Origin of the sequence: Iodobacter fluviatilis (assembly GCF_900451195.1) — a bacterium.
Classification (GTDB): domain Bacteria; phylum Pseudomonadota; class Gammaproteobacteria; order Burkholderiales; family Chitinibacteraceae; genus Iodobacter; species Iodobacter fluviatilis.
Genome location: NZ_UGHR01000001.1, coordinates 817,701 through 838,600 on the forward strand (window position 1 = coordinate 817,701; position 20,900 = coordinate 838,600).

Sequence of the window (20,900 nt, forward strand, 5' to 3'; positions counted from 1 at the left end):
AGCACAGAGGACACAGAGTTTCACGGAGAAAACGATAGATTCTATGGATTTCTCTGTGGCCTCTGTGTTCTCGTTTTACTCTGTGGTTCAAGGTTTAGCTCTCTATCAAGGCTAACTGAAGCATCTTGCTAATCAGGTAATTCCTTATGCTTTTTTCTGTGTCTACAGGTTTTAGGTTTTTGCAGCATTCCCCATCAACGCCACTTCAATATCATCTAGCAATTCCATGCTTGGTTTGCTGAAGTACACGCCGTTTTGCCCGTCTTGTTTGCCTAGTCCGCGCATAAATAGGTAGTACACGCCGCCGAATTGATCGTCGCTAAAGTTGGGCAGGCGCTGGCGTAGGAAGCGGCGAACTGCTGCCGAGTAGATCAGGTATTGCAGATAATAGTGGTGCTGGGCCATGGCGGGGATGAGCTTGGCGGGGGCATAGTCGGCTAGGCTATTGCCCAGCCAATTGCTTTTGTAATCCAGCACGTAAAAGCTGTTATCAAATTCAAACACCAGATCGATAAAGCCTCTTAAAAAGCCGTTGATATGGAAGAAATCCAGTGTGCTGGCGGCGGCTCGAAACTCAGGCGGCAGCGATGGATGTTGCAGCGCTGCAATCAGGCGTTCGGGCTGGCAGTGGCTCACGCTATAGGTGAATTCCATTTCGGGCACGCGGTTTTTCGGCGGGATGCTGGCTAAGGTCAGCGTCTTGCCATTGAGGCGCGCCGACACGGTGTCTCTCACCATCTGGCTGACGACCTCTGACCAATGCTCAGGGATACCGTGGTGCTCTAGCGCTTTGGCGGTGGTGGCGGGCAGCATATCTGCATCCTGCCAGTCCCATTCTTCTAAAATAGCGTGTAGGCAAGTACCGGCCACGGTGGCGGGGGCTTCTCTTTCTGGGAAGCTAAATACCGATCTGCCTTCGGGGGCTGCAGATGAATCGGCTTCCGGCGCATTGCTGGCGCTGTCTCTATCTGGCCCTTCGGAATGATTGTGCGCGGTCATGCCAGAAAAGCTGGCAACCCGCCATGTAGGATAGAGTTTTTTTCCAAGGTAGGGCTTAAACACCAGTGGCTCAGTTGGGGTGGTTTTCAGGCCGGTTCGTGCTCCGCTGGGGGCATCGTGCAGGGCAAAGACTTCTGGCTGTTGCTGGCACAGCGCCGTAATTTCGCCCAAGAGCGTTTCATGATCGTAAGCTTTTAGATGCTCTTTTTGCGCTTCCAATACATCGCCATGCTCTCCAGCTAGTGGATGCAGCAGCCAGGCCATGGCCGATTGCGAGAGGCCGTCGCTGATCGCCGAGCCAGCGGTGTTTTTTAAACCTACATTGCCCCAAACGATATAGCAGCGATTTCTGGCCCGGGTCAGGCCCACGTAAAGCAGGCGCAGTTTTTCTTCAAAGGCTTCCCGCTTGGCGCTGTCTTTATGCTCATCAAAATTTTCGCTGCCTAAATCCAGCCACGCTTTATTGTCCTGATGAAAACGCACCGCTTCGGTGTGCTTGCCCAGCAGTCGGCCATCCCATAAAAACGGGCAGAACACGATGGGATATTCAAGCCCCTTGCTGGCGTGCAGAGTCACAATGCGCACGCGGTCTTCATCGCTTTCTAGACGCAAAAGGGCTTCATCCCCTGCGTTTTTATTTTGGCGGCTAAACCACGCTAAGTGTTGCTCAAGACCCGTGGCTTTGTGCGCTTGTACTAGCTCGGCTAGTTGTAAAAGATTAGTCAGCCGCCGCTCGCCATCGGTCAAAGAAAGTAAGCGTTGCGCCACATTCAAGCCATCTAGCCCTTGGTATTCCAGCCATTCTCTGAACATCGGAATAAAACCCTGTGTTTGCCAGAGTTTTTTCCAATGGGCAAAGGCATCGGCAATCTGGTCCCAGCCATTGATTTCGAGGCGCAGCAGGGTAGCTGCATTGTTGCCGAGCAGCGTGCTGATCAGCGCGGCGCGCACCAGTCCCTGATTGGCTGGCTCACTCATCGCGGCCAATACCGTGTAAAGCTCTACGGCTTCTTGCGATTCCCAAACGCTGTCTCTTACCCGCAGCACGCTGGGCACGCCCAGCAGGGTAAGCGCATCCTGCATGGCTTTGGCCCGAAAACGATCAGGCACCAACACGGCCATATCGCCGCCCGAGAGTGGCGTATCAGCCAGCCTGGCTTTGCCTTCCCCTGCTAAGCGCAGCAGCCTTTCGATTTCTTGTGCGGTGATTTGGGCGGCTAAGTGATTGGCGGTTTCTTTGGGCCAGCTGATTTGCACGCCTTTTTCTGAGACGCTTTCAGGCTCGGGCAAAAACTGAAAGCGAAAAGGGGCGCTCTTGATATCAGCCGTGTCATTCTCGCCATCAACTATCAATTCTGGCCGGGGTTTACTCGCTGCTTTTACTGCACTAAAGCTGACATGTGGATCAACAAAAGCCTCGCTTGGCCGCTCGAACAGGGTATTTACTGCGGTGACTAAAGCGGGCACCGAGCGCTGATTGGTGTCCAAGCTTTCTTTGGCATCGACTAAGGCTTCGGCCTGGTGATAGGCATGAATATCCGCGCCGCGAAAGCTATAAATCGCCTGCTTAGGGTCGCCCACTAAAAACAGCGGCGTGCTGCCATCGGCAAATACGCGGGAGAAAATATCGTACTGGATGCCATCGGTATCCTGAAACTCATCAATCAGCGCGGCTTTGTAGCGGCGGCGCATGGCCATGGCCAAGCGCTCGCCGCCCTCTGCGCTTAGGCCTTGCCACACGCGCAGCAATAGATCGTTAAAAGAGAGTTGCTGACGGCGGGCTAGGCGCTCGGGCAGCTCGATATCGCAACGGCGGCGCAGCTCGGCCAGGCCTTGTTTTTGCCGCAAAGCGCAAGCGGTGCTCAGATCGTTGATTAGGCCAGCCAGCAATTCCACCGCATCAAAAAAAGCGTGTTCAGGCGGCGATTTGCCCTTGGCGGTGCCACCGATGAGCTTACTGCTGCTGAGTTTGATCAGCTCCTTGCTGTCGATATCCTGCCAGCCGCCATTGCCCGCGATATGGTCATCAATCAGTAAAAAGACTTTTTCTAATTGCTCTGGCTTATAGCTGGTTTGCTTTAAGGCCTTGCTGGCAGACAGCCCCAGCAACATTTCCTTAATGACAGCTGAATGCTCACTCCATAGCTGGCGGTAGTTTTCTATGGCGGGTGGCAGTGCAGCACTGAGCGCAGCAGTATCGGCAGCGATGCCCAGCTCCACGGTATGCAGCAGCGGCTGGCCTAAATGGCCATAAACCACCCGCAGCCATTCTTCTGGGCTGGCTTTACTTTTAAGTAAGTATTCGGTGTAAATGGCGTCGCTTGGGTAAACCTGCTCACGCCAAAAGTCTGCGGCAATTTCATCCAGCACTGGGCCAGTATCGCTGAGGATTTCCATACCAAAATCAGCGCCGCTTTCAAAGGCAGATTGGATAAGCACCCGCTGGCAAAAAGCGTGAATGGTATGAATCGCCGCCTCATCAAGGCTGGCAATGGCGCGCTGCAAGCGGCGCATCACCTCTGTGCGCCGATCCGCGTGTTGAATTAGCAGCTGCTCACAAAATGGATCGAGTGCTTCTTCCCCCTCGAAAGATTCCAACACCTCGGCCAGCCGCCCACGGATGCGATCACGCAGCTCGGCGGTGGCGGCCTCGGTAAAGGTGACCACCAAAATCTCTGGCACTTTTAAGCCGTGCTCAATCACTAGACGAGTATATAAGCCCGTAATCGTCCAAGTCTTCCCCGTCCCCGCGCTGGCCTCAATCATATGCGGGCCGGCTAAGGGCATCTCAAACAGATTTAAGGGGCGAAGATTCATGGGTATTCCAGAAGGGGCGGAGGATGAGCGGTAAGGGGATTATAAAGGCTCAGCCTGACTTGGTGATGAAGCTGAGTGATATCTTTGGGGGCTTAGAACTGCAGTTGAAAGGCAAATCCCCCCTTACCCCCCTTTTTCAAAGGGGGGTAAAAGCTAAGGGCATGAAGAGGCTAAATAGTGATTTGCTTCTTTTATCTTCAAAAAGGCCAAGCTCGACTTGCTTAACTTAAATATGATTAAGAATGATTTCATTCCCCCCTTTGCAAAAGGGGGCTAGGGGGGATTTTGCAACCATATAAATCAGGCTTGAAACCATTCTCCCAAGCGCTGCGCAAGCATATGACTGATGCGGAACAATTGCTTTGGTCAAGGCTGCGCCGCAAACAGCTGCTGGGTGTGCAGTTTTATCGGCAAAAACCTTTGGCGGGTTTTATTGTGGATTTTTATTCTGCTGCGGCCAGTCTGGTGATTGAGCTGGATGGTTCTCAGCATTTTGAAGCTGGGCATCAGGCAAATGATAAAGAAAGAGATCAGCAGCTGGCGGCAATGGGCTTATTGGTATTGCGGTTTGATAACAAACAGGTTCTACAAGAATTAGACGAAGTGATGCAGGTGATTTTTGATACGGTTGAAAGGCAAATCCCCCCTTGCCCCCCTTTTTCAAAGGGGGGTAAAACCTAAGGCAAGAAACGGCTCAAGTTTTTCTTTTTTTAAGGTGGGGCAAAGATTGATTTAATTGGCTTGAGCACTCCTAGGACTCAGAATGATGTTATTCCCTCTGGGGTAAAACCCAAGGCAAGAAACGGTTCAAGTTTTTCCTTTTTTAAGGAGGGATAAAGATTTATTCAATTGGCGTAAGTACTTCAATATTTCAGAATGATATTGTTCTCAGAATGATATTGTTCCCCCCTTTGCAAAAGGGGGGTTAGGGGGGATTTGCAAGTCACTGAATCAGAGCTGAAAAATAAATAAAGAGGCCCTATGACACCATTTCAAAACCATATCCGCAGCGCCATGCAGCCGCTTGCTAATGCTAGCGCCGCCATCGCCATGCGTGCCTATCAGCGTGATCAGTTTGAATTTCTGGGCGTGGCCGCTCCAGCTCGGCGGGCCGCAACCATGCCCTTGATCAAAGCGTTCAAGCCAGCCAGCGCACAGGAATTAATCGCTGAGGCGCAAGGCCTGTGGAATTTAGCGCAGCGCGAATACCAATATATCGCTGTAGATTTACTGGCAAGGCATGTCAAAGTTTTAAGCGGCACCGATATCCCAGCCTTACTCAATTTAGCATTACAAAAATCTTGGTGGGATAGCGTTGATGGACTAGTGAAAGTGATGGGTACCATTCTTAAAGCCGATAAAACCCAGCAAAGCCAGATGGATGCCGCATTGCTTCATCCGGATTTTTGGATCAGACGAATTGCCATGCTGCACCAGCTGGGCTGGAAGGGCGACACTGATGTGATTCGCTTACAAAACTACACCAGGCAGCTCGCCCCCGAAAGCGAGTTTTTTATCAGGAAAGCCATAGGCTGGGCACTCAGAGAGTACGCATGGCACGACCCTGGCGCTATTCGCGCGTTTTTACTAGACATGGGCGATCAATTATCGCCACTCAGCCGCAGAGAGGCGGCTAAGCATTTATGATCAGCGTTGTAAGATGGTGGCGTGAGCAGATCAACAAGCTTTCTTAATGTTTTAATCCCATTGTCATGGCGTGAAATATAAAAATAGGATTTCGTAAATACCTGGTTAGAATTCAGTCTTCTTTTGACGCTCACTAGCCACCTTTATGATTCTTCGCGGCCCCTATCTTCCTGAACTGTTGCGTGCAGAAACGCTGGCTGATTTATTAGAAAACACTGCTCAGCGTATTCCTGATCATCCCGCCATTTATTGGCAAGATGAGGTGCTGAGCTACAGCGAGCTGAACCGCCGTGCCGATTTGGCCGCGCATCATTTAATTCACTTTGGTGTAACAGCGGGGCAGATTGTTGGCCTTTGCCTGCCGCGTGGTGCTGCGCTCTTGATTATGCAGGCTGCGATTGCCAAGGCGGGCGCGGCCTGGCTGCCGTTTGAGGCCGATACGCCGGTTGATCGCATGCAGGTTTGCCTAGAAGATGCGGCGGCGGTGCTCTTGGTGGGTGATGGCGATCTGGCTGGCGCGGGTGTGCCGGTATTGGGCAGCGCGCAATTGTCTGCGCCGCTTGAGGGCGATTTGCTTCGCCGCCAAGGATTATTGCCTAGCCATCCGGCCTATGTGATTTACACATCCGGATCAACCGGCAAGCCCAAAGGCGTGCCGATTAGCCAAGGCAGTATTTGTCATTTCTTGCGCAGCGAAAACTCGGTGTTGGGTGTGCGTCAGGATGACAAGGTGTATCAGGGTTTCTCGTGCGCATTTGATATGTCGTTTGAAGAAATTTGGATCAGCTATCTGGTAGGCGCGTCTTTATGGCTAGCACCTAAAATTCTGACCGGCGATCCAGATGCCTTGCCCGCAGTATTAAATGCCGAAAAAGTAACCGTACTGCACGCTGTGCCAACCTTACTGGCGCTGTTTAGTCAGGAAGTGTCCAGCTTACGGATTATTAATCTGGGCGGCGAAATGTGCCCAGAATCTTTGGTTGAGCGCTGGGCTACGCCAGAGCGGCAGGTGTTTAATACTTACGGCCCAACTGAATGCACGGTATCGGCCAGCCTGGCCCAATTACGCCGTGGTGAGCCGGTGACCATTGGTAAGCCGCTGCCCAATTACGGCCTTTTGGTGCGTAGTGAAGATGGCCGCTTATTGCCGCAGGGAGAAACCGGCGAGCTATGCATTATTGGCCCTGGTGTGGCCGATGGCTATTTGGGCCGCCCTGATTTAACCGCCGAAAAATTCTTTGATAATCCTTTTTCAAATCTTGAAGAATTCCCGCATGAGCGGCGTTTATACCGCACTGGCGATTTAGCGCGTATCGATGAAGCAGGCCAGGTTCAATGCCTGGGCCGCACCGATGATCAGGTAAAAGTACGCGGTTTTCGGGTAGAGCTGGGCGAAATTGAAGCCTCGCTGTGCCAGATTGCCGGTGTGGGTACGGCGGCGGTTTTGCTGCGCGAGCTAGCAGGCATTGATCAGCTGGTGGCCTTTGTGGTGGCCGAAGGCGCTGATGCAGCTGTTTTAAGAAACCAGCTAAAACGCAGCCTGCCGCCCTATATGATTCCGGCTCGCTTTGAATTTATGAGCGAATTACCCAGGCTGACCTCAGGCAAAATCGATAGAAAAACGCTGAAAGCCCGCGAGCTTATTATTCCTGCGGGTAAAAATCTTGAAAGCGATGAGCCAGTCAGCGATGCAGAAAAAGCCCTGTTTGCCGCGCTGGCCACCTTATTCCCCGGCCAGCCACTGCGCCTTGTGGATGATTTCTTTGGTGAGCTTGGCGGGCATTCTTTACTGGCAGCGCGATTAGTTTCTATATTGCGGCGCAACCCGGCTTATGCCGGAATGACCGTGCAAGAGATTTACCAAAGCCGTACCTTACAAGTGATTGCTACCCGTCTGGATGTATTAGCACAGCAGCAGCCAGAGCAAATCACCATAGAGCCGATTCGCAAAGTGCCTTTCTTACGCAGGCTACTTTGCGGCAGCGCGCAGCTGGCCACCCTGCCATTTTTAATTGGCCTGCGCATGTTGCTATGGCTGGCGCCATTTTTTAGCTATCACTTTATGACAGGGGAAGAGGGCGACAGCCTTGGGCTGGCCGTAGGCGTATCCATTCTGGTTTATTTAGGCAGCCTTTTATTTAGCTTTGCCATTGCCATTGCGGGCAAATGGCTGATTTTGGGGCGGCTGAAAGCGGGGCGTTATCGCCTTTATGGGCTGACGTATTTCCGCTGGTGGCTGGTTGATCGCCTGCTGGATAACTGCCCGCTGTATTTCTTAACCGGCTCGCCTTTGCAATCGCTTTACTTACGCGCACTGGGGGCAAAAATCGGCAGCAATGTTGCCCTTGCTGCAATCAGCGTGCGTGCTTACGATTTGCTGAGTATTGGTGAAGGGGCAAGCATTGGTGCTTCGGTCAATTTTGAAAATTTTAGAGTTGATGGCGATCATTGGGAAGTAGGGCCAATTACGATCGGCAAGGATGCTTATATTGGCTCTTATGCCGTCTTGCAATCAGACACCCATATTGCAGATTTAGGCCGCCTAGAAGGTTTATCGGCTTTATCCCGTGGGCAAAAAATTGCCTCATCCGAGGTGTGGAGCGGCTCGCCAGCAAGGCGCAGCGCCGATGCCGTGCCCGAAGCCCCCGCACGGCCTGTGCGTAATTCATCCCTACGCGGCTTGCATGGCTTGGCCTATGCGGGTGGATCGGCGCTGGTGGCCATCCTGTTTTTTGTGCCGGTCTTTCCCAGCTTCTTGCTGATTGACTGGCTGGATGCACATTGGTTTGATCTAACCGAGCAAGGCGTTGCGCTGCCCGAAGCCTTTATGTTTTATCTGATGCTGGCACTGCCCGCCAGTGCGGTGCTGATTGTGCTGACACTGATCGGCTCTGCCGCTGTACGCTGGCTGCTGTTGCCGCGTAATCCGCTAGGCAGCTGGCCCGTGTTTGGCCCCATGTATTACCGCCGTTGGCTGACAAATCAAATTCAAGAATCCAGCCTAAATATCCTGCATGGCCTGTATGCATCGGTTTACGCAGGCTGGTGGTATCGCCTGTTGGGGGCAAAAGTAGGGCGTGGCACCGAAATATCCAACGCCATTGGCGTGGTGCCCGATCTGCTCACCCTGGGGGAAGACAGCTTTATTGCTGACGCCGTGATGCTAGGGGATGAAGAAATTGATCGCGGCTGGATGACGCTGCGCCCCACCGTGGTGGGCAACCGCAGCTTTGTGGGCAACGGCGCTTACGTGCCCGATGGCAGCATCATCCCTGATGATGTATTGATCGGCGTGCAATCCCGCGCCCCGGCCAATGATCGTATGCAATCTGGCCAAACTTGGCTGGGCAGCCCCGCTTTATCACTGCCCGCCAGAGAGCAAGTTAGCGGCTTTTCCGACAGCCTGACCTTCCGCCCCAGCCCAGCCCGCCGCCTGGCCCGAGGCTTTGTTGAAGCGCTGCGCACCGTGATGCCGCTGGCGGTGATCATCACCGTTGGCTACCTCACCGTATTAAAAGTCATGCCCTTTGCCGAGCAGGAAGATTTTCACGGCGTATTTTGGGCGCTGATGATGGCCGGTGTTTTATACGGCGTGGGTTCATTTATCTTTATTGTGGCGCTGAAATGGCTGATGATCGGCCGCTACCGCCGCAAAGAAGCGCCCATGTGGACATCCTTTGTATGGCGCAGCGAAGCGCTGACCAGCCTTTACGAATCCATCGCCGTGCCCAACTTTTTTAACTTCTTACGCGGCACCCCATGGCTGCCCATGGCGTTTCGCTGCATGGGTTGTAAGATTGGCAGCGGGGTATTTATGGATACCACCGATATCACAGAGTTCGATTGCGTCAGCATCGGCGACGATACCGTGCTGCACGCATGGTCTGGCCCGCAAACCCATTTGTTTGAAGACCGCATCATGAAAATCGGCCGAGTAGAAATCGGCAGCGGCGTTAACGTTGGCCCGCGCAGCACCATCCTATACGACGCCATCGTCGGCAACGGCGCCCGCCTTGGCCCGCTAACGCTGGTGGTAAAAGGCGAAACCATCCCCGAAGGCCAAGCCTGGACCGGCAGCCCCGCCGTACCATGGCGCACATGCCGCAGCTGATTTACCCATAATTAAATTGAAATGGCGCTGCCTTAAAAGCAGCGCCAGCCACTAATATTCCCCTCCCAATCCCCCAAGGGCTGCACGCCCAACATCAGTAAAGATCAGTCGGAAAGCTCCCCGCTTTGTTTCCACAGCAAGATGCTGCCGTAGAAGCCCACAGGCTTTAAGTGCTTGCCTTGCATACAGCTTGCAATAGTTAATATCGTTGATCAGATACAAAACTTTATTTCTTACAAAAAAACATGGTTAATTGTTGATTTTTGCGTGGTGTATCTGTCTTGAAATTGCGTTATGCTTACGCAATTGTCTTAATATATATTTGGCTGCAATGATTATTAAATCCCCTGATTCAAAACAAGCGCAGCTGGACGAGCTTAATGCTCTGCTTGCCCTGACACACCTAAGCGTCAATCAGCGCGAATTAATCACTAAAGAAATGTATATGCTCCAGCAGGGAGTGCTGGGTGAGCAGAATAGTGAATATGAAATTAATTTCTATTTAAAAGACGCAAAAAGATGGGCAGTCATTCACGACCTGCGCATTGAACACAATGGCCGAGTAGCACAAATTGATCATCTCTTGATCAATCGCTTTCTTGAAGTATTTGTCATTGAAACCAAAAATTTTAGTGCAGATTTACAAATCAATGAGTTGGGCGAATTTACGGCTTGGTATAACAAAAAGCCCATCGGTATTCCCAGCCCGCTGGCACAAAATGACAAGCATATTGAAGTCCTAAAAGCACTTAGCAAAACATTGCCCCTGCCCACACGCCTTGGCCTTACCTTAATGCCGAGCTTTACCAGTGTGGTCATGGTCAGCAATAAACAACGTATTACCCGCCCTAAAAAATTTGATACCAAAAACATTATTAAAGCAGAGCAAATTCTGGAGTGGGTAACTAAAACAAATGTTGATAATGCAAGTATTGGAACTGTTTTTGGCAGCTTAGCCAAGATGGTTAGCCCAGAAACGGTAATGGACATTGGCGAATTATTTACCAGACACCACCGCCCCTTAACGCCCGATTACAAAGCAAAGTTTGGGATCAAAGAGCCTGCTGAAGTTCTTATTCAAAAGCCTGAAGTGCAGGTGCTCGTACAGCAAGTCGTGGCTGTTGCTATTACGGCAGAAGAAATAACAAAACTCACCAGCTCTAAATTGGCCGCAAAACTTGGCCTCAAGAATACTCAAGAATTAATTGATAAATTGCTTGAAAAGGGATTTGTAGAAATTGTGGATGGCAAAACAATAATAACGGATCAAGGGAAAATAGCAGGTGGAGAGGCCAAATTTAGCTCTAGATTTGGGGCGTATTTTATTTGGCCTGAGGGTTTGATTAGTTAGAGTGGTTTAATTTTGGGGTAAGGGCTTCTGATGTTTGAAATTATTGTGCTGAAGGAGTGTGGAGAGTTGGTTGCTCATATTTGATAAGTAATGAATATGATTACAATTTAGATGCTCACAATATATTTTTTAGGTGACTGAATATATACTTGTATTGGCGTATGTTTCACAGTAAAAAAATAATAGAGGGCATATGGAAATATTTCGACCAAGATTAACAGATCACCACGGCATACATAAGTCTCAGGCAGACTTAGATTTTGCTATTCAGTTTTTTGATGAAGATATTCCTCTGTATGTCGATCCATTCCTTCTGTGGAAGTCACCATCTATGCAGGACCAGTCACTTCATACAGTGATTACAAACTCGTTCAATCACCTTAATTTTCTAATAAAAAAAGGTAAGGAAATAGAAGCTATTGAAACACTTATCAATCTTTCAGAGTGTCCTGAAGTTGGTCTCGGGGTATCTAAAAAAAGAAATGGTCTAAAAATAGGGGCTAATCAAGCAAATGAAATTATTAACTTATTCAGAGATATTCGTGAGTATAGCCAATTTGGATTTACTCATTTTGAACTAATTCAACTTTATATTTCAGGAATATCAAAGGATAGAGTAAGCGACATTTCTTGTAATTACCTTAAGTCATTTTTAATTGATTATACAATTGAACAGTGTGAAATTAATAGAATACCAACAGAGGGTGTTATTCTTGAGTCCGTATATAACTATAAGAAGAATGCATTCGATAAAAATGAAAAAACACACCTGCCTGTAAACCCTAAATCTAGAGAGCCTTTGATATTTACTCCCAAACGCTGGCTTAGGTTTTCTCCTTGGATAAACTTTGAAGATTACTTTAAATCTCACTGTCCAAGGGATGAGATATTTAACCCTAATGAACCCGAAGAAAAAGTAAAAATTTTAAACTTCAATAGGGAAAACTATGGCATTGTCGAGGAGTACGTAAAATATAAAGATAGAACCTCGCAAGACTGCCACAATGATCCATTGTTCAGCCAAATTCCCGTTTTATCCGCCAGAAGAAAATTGAACGAAATTTTAAAGTTAAAGACTGGGAAGGAGGACGGTGCCGATATGAAATACGAGGAATTGGCTGCAGACCTTTTAGCGACATTATTTTACCCTCATTTGGATTTTGCTCAGACACAAAGTAGAACAGAATCGGGACGCCATATCCGAGACTTGATATTTTACAACAATAGAGGTATTGATTTTCTTGATGAGATTTTTACAGAGTATGACAACAGGCAGCTTGTTATAGAAATGAAAAATGTAAAACAAATAGAGCGCGATCATATAAATCAACTTAATCGATATCTTCAATCAAATATTGGAAGATTCGGAATATTTTTAACTAGGAACCCTTTGCCAAAAGCAATGTTTTCAAATACTGTTGACTTATGGTCATCACAAAGAAAATGCATAATTGCAATTGTTGACGATGATTTAAAGTTAATGGTTGAAGTGTATGAAAGCAAACAGCGAGCTCCGATTGAAGTCCTCAAGAAGAAATACATTGAATTTAGACGATCTTGTCCCTCTTAAAGGAAATGTAATGAACAGAAGCAACGTAGATATATTTGAAAAGTTGTCTGGGCAATTGCTCAGTATTTATGAGGAAATATCGCTCCTTTCAAAGAAAAGTCCAAATGATGCAGTCAACAAATTTAAATTAAAATTTGTTAATGACCTGATGTTAAAAAGCAATGATTATCTTTCATTAAAATATAAACCTTTTGATGGGTTTGATAAGTTTGATGAAGATGATATTCCACAGAATAGCGATGTGGTATTTATACTTTCTCAATACTTGCAATGTTTTGAAAAATTAAGGGCTGATAACGTTGTAATTAGAAATGGAGCGTGGTTTTGGCATGTTGAGGGCGATGAAAAAGACAATTTAGATAAGGATGGTATGGTATTAATTCGTACCGCTAAACCCAAAAAACTTAAGGATTAATAGTGAGCAAGGGTAAATTCTATACTTCCAATGAGAAGGCTCAAACACACGACACCATGACGCCTTTACTCAGCGCTATGTATTCAGAGTTCAAAGAACTATCTAAGAAGAAACCTGACTCCGCTGTCAGTAAAAGTAAAATTAAGATTGTAAATCGTCTACTTGAAAAAGTGAGAGATGTCCTTGCTGATGAGGATTCAATTGAATTTTTAGATCTATTAGATGAAGATGATGTACCTCAGGTGAGCGATGTTACATTGATTCTTTCTCAATATGTCGCAGCCATGGATGCTTTCCGTGGAAAACACCATGGCTGGGATGGGGCAAATAATAAGTGGTTCATAAAATGAGCCGATTGCTCAAACAAAGTGAATTGCTCCTGATTTTGTAGGTGCTTTAATATCCGATTGGGTCGAATTGTTGTCGGCTTTATGTTTACTGATTCACGAGTTTGTATCTGTGTTATTAAGTGTGACCAAAAATGTTTAGCGCAATAATTAAATGCAATTCGTATTATTTATTTACTTGAACAATTCCCACCCTTTTATAAATTATCAAAACGAGTTTCTATGCACACTGTCAGGGAAAAATAACCAGCTCGAAAGATAATCAAGGCTTTGGCTTTGTAACCCAGAACGGAGGTGGGGAACGGTTTTTTTGCATATCAAGTAGTTTGAAAAGCACTCTCATCGCTCCGCAGAGGGCGATTTGTACTCGTGTGCATGCGCAAGATTAGAAGTGACGGTTTCAGGCGGAGCAGGTTTGTTTTGTGGAGCAAAGCAGATTGGCCCCAGCTTTGTCTCTCTCTTGTGGGGGGGATTTAGTGCGTCCTCCAAACTCAAGCAGCAGTCATCAAGCCAAAAGCTCATAAGAAGTACTTCGCCCACCCGATTCGGATTTATGCAGCACGCCCAGATTTAGCAATTCGGTGATGTCTCTGAGTGCTGTATCGGTGGAGCACTTTGCGATGGCGGCTCATTTTTTTGAGGTGAGTTTGCCTTCAAAGCCATCCTGCAGACGGTTGAGCAATTTGATTTGCCTTTCATTGAACGATGTTGCCGACCAGCGCTGCCAGAAATTCGTTTTTACCAGCACGGCATCCAGCTTGAGTTAGGCTTGTGCCATGGCTTGGAGCAGGGTTTCAAGAACCCAACTTAGCCAGTGGGTGATATCCAGCGTGTCTTTCTGGTTTTTTCCAAGATGTCGTAACAGTTAGTTCGCGCCAGTAGCAAATCACTCACCACACGGGCAATTCTGCTATTCACCGCAAATATTGCGATGATTAGGTAAGCTATTCGCCGCACGGTAGCACCCCGAAGCCGGTAACAAGTTGAATTACTATCTCCGCGTACCCAAAACTTTGTAATTTAGTTATTTAATACGGGCTTAAAATACGGATTGCTGGTATTTACCTGCCTTTCAATAAGCCCACCTTTTTAAAAAGTATCTAAACGAGCTTTAATATGCGCTTTCAAGGAAAAATCACCAGTTGGAAGGATGATCAGGGTTTTGGTTTTGTTGTTCAGAACGGCGGTGGAGAGCGGGCTTTTTTGCATATTAAGGCGTTTGAAAATCGTACTCAGCGCCCGGCAGAGGGCGATTTGATTACTTATGTGCAGGTGCGTGATGATAGGGGGCGGTTTCGGGCGGAGCAGGTTTGTTTTGTGGGGCAGCGCAGGGTGGCTGCGGCTGAATCTGGCCAAGGCTCTGGTTCTGTGATTTTGGCGTTGCTGTTTGCTGCGTTTTTAGTTTCGGCCTGCTTTATCGGGCGCTTGCCGTGGCTGATTGCTGGTGGCTATTTACTGATGAGCATCGTGGCTTTTATTGCTTACGCGTTGGATAAATCCGCAGCTAGAAATGATCGCTGGCGAACGCCGGAGAGCACTTTGCATTTGCTGGCGCTGCTGGGTGGCTGGCCGGGGGCTTTGCTGGCGCAGCGGGTGCTTAGGCATAAGTCTAAGAAGGCTGCATTTTTACTGGTTTTTTGGGCTACGGTGCTGATGAATTGTGCGGCTTTGGCGTGGGTTTTGCTGCGCTGGCGCTGAGCTGTTGCAGGTGGTGCGCAAGTCATAATCAATGCACACCTTATGCAAAACCCGCGTGTAGATCAGGCTGGGCTGATTGGTTCAGTGGCTATGCTTGGCCGCCATCAATGTATTCCAGCCATAGTTGAATCCAGATTGGGGGCTGCGGGATGATGTGTTGGGTGCGGGCGAGATGGTCTGTTTCATGAAAGGACATGGTTTTTCCAAAAGATAATAAGTCAGCCCGCAACATCCTCTTTATGTTGCGTTGCAACATTGATGCGTATCAATTTCCTGACTGCTTTTTTTTGTTTTATGGCTAAATGTCCAATCCTTTTTTATGTGTATGAATTCACGTAATTGCAGCGTAACAAACAGGTGGTTTTCTTTAAAAAAAATGTAAATGCTCCATCAGCATTTGCGTGCTTATAGCCTCTTCTGTGATGGTTTAATGTTTGTCATGGCCGTGTGCATTTGTCGGGAATTTAGTAGCGTGGCAGGATCCCCGATCAAGGCACTTGGGATGACGGTTTTTTGCAGATTTATGCACAACATCAACTGCAAATCCCCCCTGGCCCCCCTTTTACAAAGGGGGGAACAAGTGTGCTGCAGCGTAACAAACGGGTGTTTTTTTAAAAAAAATGTAAATGCTCCATCAGCATTTGCGCGGTTATAGCCTCTTCTGCGGTGGTTTAATGTTTGTTATGGCCGTGTGCATTTGTCGGGAATTTAGTAGCGTGGCAGGCTCCTCGATCAAGGCACTTGGGATGACGGTTTTTTGCAGATTTATGCACAACATCAACTGCAAATCCCCCCTGGCCCCCTTTTACAAAGGGGGGAACAAGTGTGCTGCAGCGTAACAAACGGGTGGTTTTTTTAAAAAAAATGTAAATGCTCCATCAGCATTTGCGTGCTTATAGCCTCTTCTGCGGTGGTTTAATGTTTGTCATGGCCGTGTGCATTTGTCGGGAATTCAGTAGCGTGGCAGGCTCCCCGATCAAGGCACTTGGGGATGACGGTTTTTTGCAGATTTATGCACAACATCAACTGCAAATCCCCCCTAGCCCCCCTTGTACAAAGGGGGGAACAAGTGTGCTGATTTGTGTAGATACTGTTTTTAGCTTTTAGCCTTTAGCGCATGGCAAATGCTTCGTGGTGAAAGCGCGGTGGTTTGCTCATTTGGGCTAGGTGCTCGCCGATGGCTTTGCCTAGGCTTTGCGGGCCGCAGTACCAGATATCGTCTAGGGTTTCGGCTTTGATTTCGGCGATATTCAGGCGTTGGCCTGCGTCGCTTTCTATCAGGTGCAGGCGCAGTTTTTTGGCTAGGCAAGCGGCTTGGATTTCTTCTAGGCGGGCGGCATCTTTGGCGCTTTTTACGCAGTAGTAAAAGTCGATTTGCTGGCCTTTAAATGCGGGGCTTTCTAGCCACGCTAAGAAGGGCGTAATGCCGATGCCGCCTGCGATCCATGCCTGGTGCGGGCCGTGGCTAGCGCCATTAAAGCAGCCGTAAGGTCCTTCTATTATTACTTTTCCGCCTACTTTTAAATCCTGGGGCAGTGTGCGGGTGTAATCGCCCAGCGCTTTAATAATAAAACGCAGCTCGCCATTTTTGCGCGGGGCCGAGGCGATGGTGTAGGGGTGTGCGCCTTCGCTTGGATTAAAGCTGACTAGGGCAAATTGGCCTGCTTGATGGCCGGGCCAGTGGCTATCCATTTGGCAAATCACTTCCAGCTGCTGGGCGGGTAGTGGGGTGATCTGGCTGATGTGGCCATTTACCTTGCGGCTTTTGCCGATTTTGCCGAGCAGTGAATAGATCGCACAGATTGATCCGCTCATCAGCAGCGCCGCCATGAGTGCGCCCACAGGCGTCAGCCACATGCTGCGTGGCATCAGGATCAGGCCATGAAATGCGCCCATTAAAAACAGCGGGGCGAATAGCTTATGCACTTTGCGCCAAAAGCGGTAAGGCACGGCGCGTAGCAGCGCCAAAATCACCATAGCCAGCACGGCCCAAGCGGCCCATTCACCCACATCTTTAGCAAAAGAGACCAGCGGGTCTTTAATGCCGCCGCTGCGCTTGATGCGCGGGGCGGCCCATTCCATCGCCATAACCAGCTTGGGGGATAATTTAACCAGCCAGTGCGATGCCAGCAAGATGCCTGCTGCAATGCCCAGCTGCTTATGCAGGCCGTACATTTTATCTAGCCCGCTCAGGGGTTTTTCTAGCCAAGCGGGGCGGGTGGCCAGCAGCATGGCGGCAGACATCACCGTCATCAGTTGCACGCCGCTCAGCAGCACTAATTCATGCCGCCAATCCCAATAGCTGGCGGGAATACCGTTTTGCAGGTAGCTGCATAGGCTGTAGAGCAGGGTGCTAATCAGTAAGAGTATCGGTAAGGGTTTCATAATGGCTTACTCGCCTTTAATTCTTGTTAATGCCCATATTGAATGCTTTGAATATGAATTGAAACTTAAGCGGCGTGGGTATTAATGGCGGCGTGCGCGGCGAATGAAAGAAGTTTACTGCCATACAGGCTGTGCCTTATGTAGAATGCCTCGCACAGTTTTCTATCCGAGCGCTATGAATATTGCCGTATCACACGATTCTCAAAGACATTCGTCCTGGCTGTGGTACGGCTTAGCGGCTTCTGTTCTTGTACATCTTTTATTTTTGCTGCTGCCCGCTGCCGAGCCAAAGGCATTGCCACAGCAGGCCGGTAGCCAGGAAATTCAGCTGCAATTGCAGCCTAAGCCTGCACCTGCTCCAAAGCCCACGCCTGAACCCACACCTATTCCTACGCCGCCGCCGGTGATGACGAAAGCACCGCCCAAAGTAGCGGTGAAAAAAGATTACTCCGTGCCTGCTCGCCCAGCCAGCCAGGTGGCTAGCAAGGCACCCGTTAAAGAAGTGGTGATTGATGATTTGGGCGATGCGCTGGGGGGGAAGCCTAGCAGTAAGCCCGCAGAGCTTATTACTCGTTATGCCGATTTAAAGCCAAGAGAAGAAGATCAGCAGGAAAATGGCGCAACACGTGCGCAGCAAAGCGTGGATACCCAGGCGCTGTTTAATATCTGGGAGCCGCAAATTCGCAAGAAGGTAGAGCGAATCGGGCAAATGAATTTCCCAAAGGATGAATACGGGCGCTCAATGTTCGGTACTTTGCAGTTTAGGCTGGTGCTTAATGGCGATGGCAATATCGCATCGCTGACTTTAGAGCAATCGTCTGGCAACCCCGCTTTAGATGCTGCAGCGCTGCAGATTGTAAGGCGCTCCGCCACGTTTGGCCCGGTGCCCGTGCCGCTCTTGGATAAGCGCGGCCAGATTATGCTACTGCGCTACTATCAGTTTATTAATGAAAGAGCGGTGTGGGGTAGGTCTTGAGGAGTTGAGCTTGATGCCAACTAAATTTAAAAGACCTTTTGAGTGCCTTCGGCACGTTGTTTTTGGTGCAGTATCCCCGCAGGGGACTCCCTTTCTTGAACGGCCAAGAAAGGAAGCAAAACCGCAACTACCGAGCACGAAGGCCCCTGCGCTGCGGACAGCGGCGTTGTGTCAACTCGCTTCGCTCAAACACGAATTGACGACTACCCCACCCCGCTTGTTCCTCGCTCGGCATGTTTTCAGGGGGGGTAAAAGCCCCGTGCCAAGAGCGTGGTAATAACGTTTTTCGTTGCTAATGCAAAATTAATTTGCTTAGCCTATGGGGTAAGCATCCGCCATGGGATTGGCGCTGTGCCTGTGTGCAATGGTCACATTCTGAAATATACAGACGAAAAAAAACAGGCTGAGCGCCTGTTGATTTTGGTTTCTGGTGGGGGGGGAAGGATTCGAACCTTCGAAGGCTTAGCCGCCGGATTTACAGTCCGGACCCGTTGACCGCTGGGGTAACCCCCCCACAGAGGCCCGAATAATACGACCCCTCCGGCCGCTTGTCAACGCCCTTTCTATCATTTAGTCATTTTTTATTCATAAATCAGTCAGAAATAGCGGGTTTTCAGGGTTTGTATGCATCTGCATTGCAGCTTGGGCTCTTAAAGCGCAATGAACACGAAAGCGCTGCAGGCTGATAGACTGCCGCTATCCAGTTTCTACCTTTTAAAAATATCATGATGAAAAATGCTTTAGGTGGCCTTGTTTACTCCACCGAACACGGCAAGATGTGCCCTGATTGCAGCCAGCCCATAGATGACTGTATCTGCAAAAAAGCGCCACGCCCTGTGGGCGATGGAGTGGTGCGTGTTTCTAGGGAAACTAAGGGCCGCAAGGGTAAGGGCGTCACGTTGATTAAAGGCGTGCCGCTGGATGACGATGAATTAGCCGTGCTGGCCAAGCAGCTGAGAACCCGCTGCGGCTCTGGTGGCACAGTCAAAGATGGCGTGATCGAAGTGCAAGGGGACCATTGCGACGTGGTGCTGGAATTCTTAAAGCCTAAGGGCTGGGTAGTGAAGCGGGCAGGGGGCTAGGCGTCATGTTGTTCGCTTGAGGTGTTGGCTTTGCTTCCCCCTTAGAAAAAGGGGGATAGAGGGGGATTTGGTTTTTTGCAGATTGAAGCCCAACATCAAAGCAAATCCCCCCTAGCCCCCCTTTTACAAAGGGGGGAACTCAAGCAAAAGCGCGCTTCAAGACAGGGACTAAATTTAAAGCCTGGTTTTCTTCGTGAAACTCTGTGCCCTTCGTTGTTCAAGGTTTGGGTTTTTCCCGTTTCTTTATTCTGCCAATAAAGCCGCTTGCAAGTATTCAATAAAGCGGCCGACTTTGGGGGGGATAAAGCGGCTGCGGGGCGCGATGGCCCAGATGCCGTCTGTGAGTGCAAAGGGCTCCAGCACGCTAATAAGCTGGCCGTTTTGCAAATAAGCATCGACGTAATAATCAGGCAATTGCACTAAGCCTAGGCCTTTGAGCGCCGCCTGCACTAGGCTGCTGCCGCTGTTGCAGCGCAAGCGCCCGCTGACGGATATTTCGCGGTGCTGCGTGCCTTCCTTAAATCGCCACATATTCACCGCGCCAATTAAGCACTGGTGTTGCTTTAGCTCGGCCAGAGTATGCGGGGTGCCGTATTGATCTAAATACTGCGGCGAGGCGCAAACATGGTGAATACGGCGGCCCAGCTGCGTCACCATCAGGGATGATTCATCCATCGGCCCTAGCCGGATCGCTAGGTCGATATGATCGGCCACCAGATCGGCCTTACGGTTATCTAGGATTAACTCTGCATTGAGTTGGGGGAAATCAATCAGGTATTGATGCAGGATGGGTGCCACCACGGTTTCGCCATAAAAAACGGGCGCGGTGATGCGTAATTTACCAACCGGCTTATCTTGCGTTTGCAGCAGCGCCAGCTCGGCCTCGTGCAGGCCATCGAGCAACGGGCGGCAATACTGATAATAGAGCTGGCCTTGCTCAGTCAGGCTAACTTTACGCGTGGTGCGATGCAATAAACGCGCTGCAAGGCGCTGCTCTAGCGCGCTGACCTGGCGGCTAACTTGCGCCACTGACATCTCCAGCTTTTGCGCCGCCAGCGTAAAGCTTTGCGTTTCAGCCACGCTGATGAATTCAACAATTCCTTGCCATTGCATGGTTTGATTCTCGGTTTGATGAGTGCCTTCGGAGTGTTGATTGCCTCCGCTGGCACAAGTATTGGCATATTTTTAGAACTGAAGCTTCCCCCTTTGTAAAAGGGGGCTGAGGGGGCCTGAGGGGGATATGTCTTTGTGTGGCTTGCCGTCGTAAAGATATGCAATGCCAAACCCCCCCTAGCCCCCCTTTTTCAAAGGGGGGAATAAAGTACCGTAGTGTGTACTCGAAGCGCTGCGTGCAACTCGAAGAGTTGTTCAGCGAAAGCGGCAATACGCCACCAAGCAACCTTATTTCATCTCCTTAATTATTGCACACCAGTAACAATATCTTTCTAATTAGGCTGATTATCTTTAATTGAGTAACGCTTAAAATGGCTGCAATTAAACAC

The 20,900-nt window shown here is 49.3% G+C and carries 13 protein-coding genes and 1 tRNA gene; 10 read left to right on the plus strand and 4 right to left on the minus strand.

Annotated elements, in window-relative coordinates:
* Window positions 1–171: 171 nt before the first annotated feature.
* Window positions 172–3,816 (minus strand): exodeoxyribonuclease V subunit beta, encoded by a 3,645-nt coding sequence (gene recB, locus DYD62_RS03730; RefSeq protein ID WP_115226128.1) that lies wholly within the window; start codon window positions 3,814–3,816, stop codon window positions 172–174.
* Window positions 3,817–4,101: 285 nt separating this feature from the next.
* Here recB and DYD62_RS03740 point away from each other — a divergent pair, with 285 nt between their 5' ends.
* From DYD62_RS03740 to DYD62_RS03775, 8 genes are all read left to right on the plus strand, one after another.
* On the plus strand, window positions 4,102–4,497 hold the full coding sequence (locus DYD62_RS03740; protein WP_165928734.1) for an endonuclease domain-containing protein: 396 nt from the start codon (window positions 4,102–4,104) through the stop codon (window positions 4,495–4,497).
* 300 nt (window positions 4,498–4,797) lie between these two features.
* Window positions 4,798–5,463, plus strand: coding sequence for a DNA alkylation repair protein (locus DYD62_RS03745; protein WP_115226131.1), 666 nt, complete (start codon window positions 4,798–4,800; stop codon window positions 5,461–5,463).
* A gap of 145 nt (window positions 5,464–5,608) precedes the next feature.
* Entirely contained in the window at window positions 5,609–9,574 is a 3,966-nt protein-coding gene (locus tag DYD62_RS03750) for a Pls/PosA family non-ribosomal peptide synthetase (RefSeq protein ID WP_115226132.1), read from the plus strand.
* Between the two features lie 331 nt (window positions 9,575–9,905).
* Window positions 9,906–10,925 carry a nuclease-related domain-containing protein gene (locus DYD62_RS23770; protein ID WP_207916684.1) on the plus strand — a complete coding sequence of 340 codons (1,020 nt, stop codon included), beginning with the start codon at window positions 9,906–9,908 and terminating at the stop codon, window positions 10,923–10,925.
* Between the two features lie 193 nt (window positions 10,926–11,118).
* Window positions 11,119–12,495: a DUF8370 family protein gene (locus DYD62_RS03760; protein ID WP_115226133.1), complete on the plus strand. Its 1,377-nt coding sequence runs from the start codon at window positions 11,119–11,121 to the stop codon at window positions 12,493–12,495.
* A gap of 10 nt (window positions 12,496–12,505) precedes the next feature.
* Window positions 12,506–12,910 (plus strand): hypothetical protein, encoded by a 405-nt coding sequence (locus DYD62_RS03765; protein WP_115226134.1) that lies wholly within the window; start codon window positions 12,506–12,508, stop codon window positions 12,908–12,910.
* Window positions 12,911–12,912: 2 nt separating this feature from the next.
* On the plus strand, window positions 12,913–13,260 hold the full coding sequence (locus DYD62_RS03770) for a hypothetical protein (protein WP_207916687.1): 348 nt from the start codon (window positions 12,913–12,915) through the stop codon (window positions 13,258–13,260).
* A gap of 1,113 nt (window positions 13,261–14,373) precedes the next feature.
* A complete protein-coding gene (locus DYD62_RS03775) occupies window positions 14,374–14,955 on the plus strand; it encodes a DUF1294 domain-containing protein (protein ID WP_115226135.1) in 582 nt (193 codons plus the stop codon).
* Between the two features lie 1,110 nt (window positions 14,956–16,065).
* Here the strand turns inward: DYD62_RS03775 and DYD62_RS03780 are convergent.
* Window positions 16,066–17,340 carry a ferredoxin reductase family protein gene (locus tag DYD62_RS03780; RefSeq protein WP_115226136.1) on the minus strand — a complete coding sequence of 425 codons (1,275 nt, stop codon included), beginning with the start codon at window positions 17,338–17,340 and terminating at the stop codon, window positions 16,066–16,068.
* Between the two features lie 175 nt (window positions 17,341–17,515).
* Here DYD62_RS03780 and DYD62_RS03785 point away from each other — a divergent pair, with 175 nt between their 5' ends.
* Window positions 17,516–18,316 carry an energy transducer TonB gene (locus DYD62_RS03785; protein ID WP_132038703.1) on the plus strand — a complete coding sequence of 267 codons (801 nt, stop codon included), beginning with the start codon at window positions 17,516–17,518 and terminating at the stop codon, window positions 18,314–18,316.
* 428 nt (window positions 18,317–18,744) lie between these two features.
* Here the strand turns inward: DYD62_RS03785 and DYD62_RS03790 are convergent.
* Window positions 18,745–18,830: transfer RNA gene (locus tag DYD62_RS03790), tRNA-Tyr, on the minus strand.
* A 211-nt stretch (window positions 18,831–19,041) separates the two neighbouring features.
* Here DYD62_RS03790 and DYD62_RS03795 point away from each other — a divergent pair.
* Window positions 19,042–19,398 carry a translation initiation factor Sui1 gene (locus DYD62_RS03795; protein ID WP_165928735.1) on the plus strand — a complete coding sequence of 119 codons (357 nt, stop codon included), beginning with the start codon at window positions 19,042–19,044 and terminating at the stop codon, window positions 19,396–19,398.
* A 243-nt stretch (window positions 19,399–19,641) separates the two neighbouring features.
* Here the strand turns inward: DYD62_RS03795 and DYD62_RS03800 are convergent, their stop codons facing one another.
* The gene (locus tag DYD62_RS03800) at window positions 19,642–20,511 is read right to left on the minus strand and encodes a LysR family transcriptional regulator (RefSeq protein ID WP_115226139.1); all 870 of its coding nucleotides are present in this window, start codon (window positions 20,509–20,511) and stop codon (window positions 19,642–19,644) included.
* Window positions 20,512–20,900 lie beyond the last annotated feature (389 nt).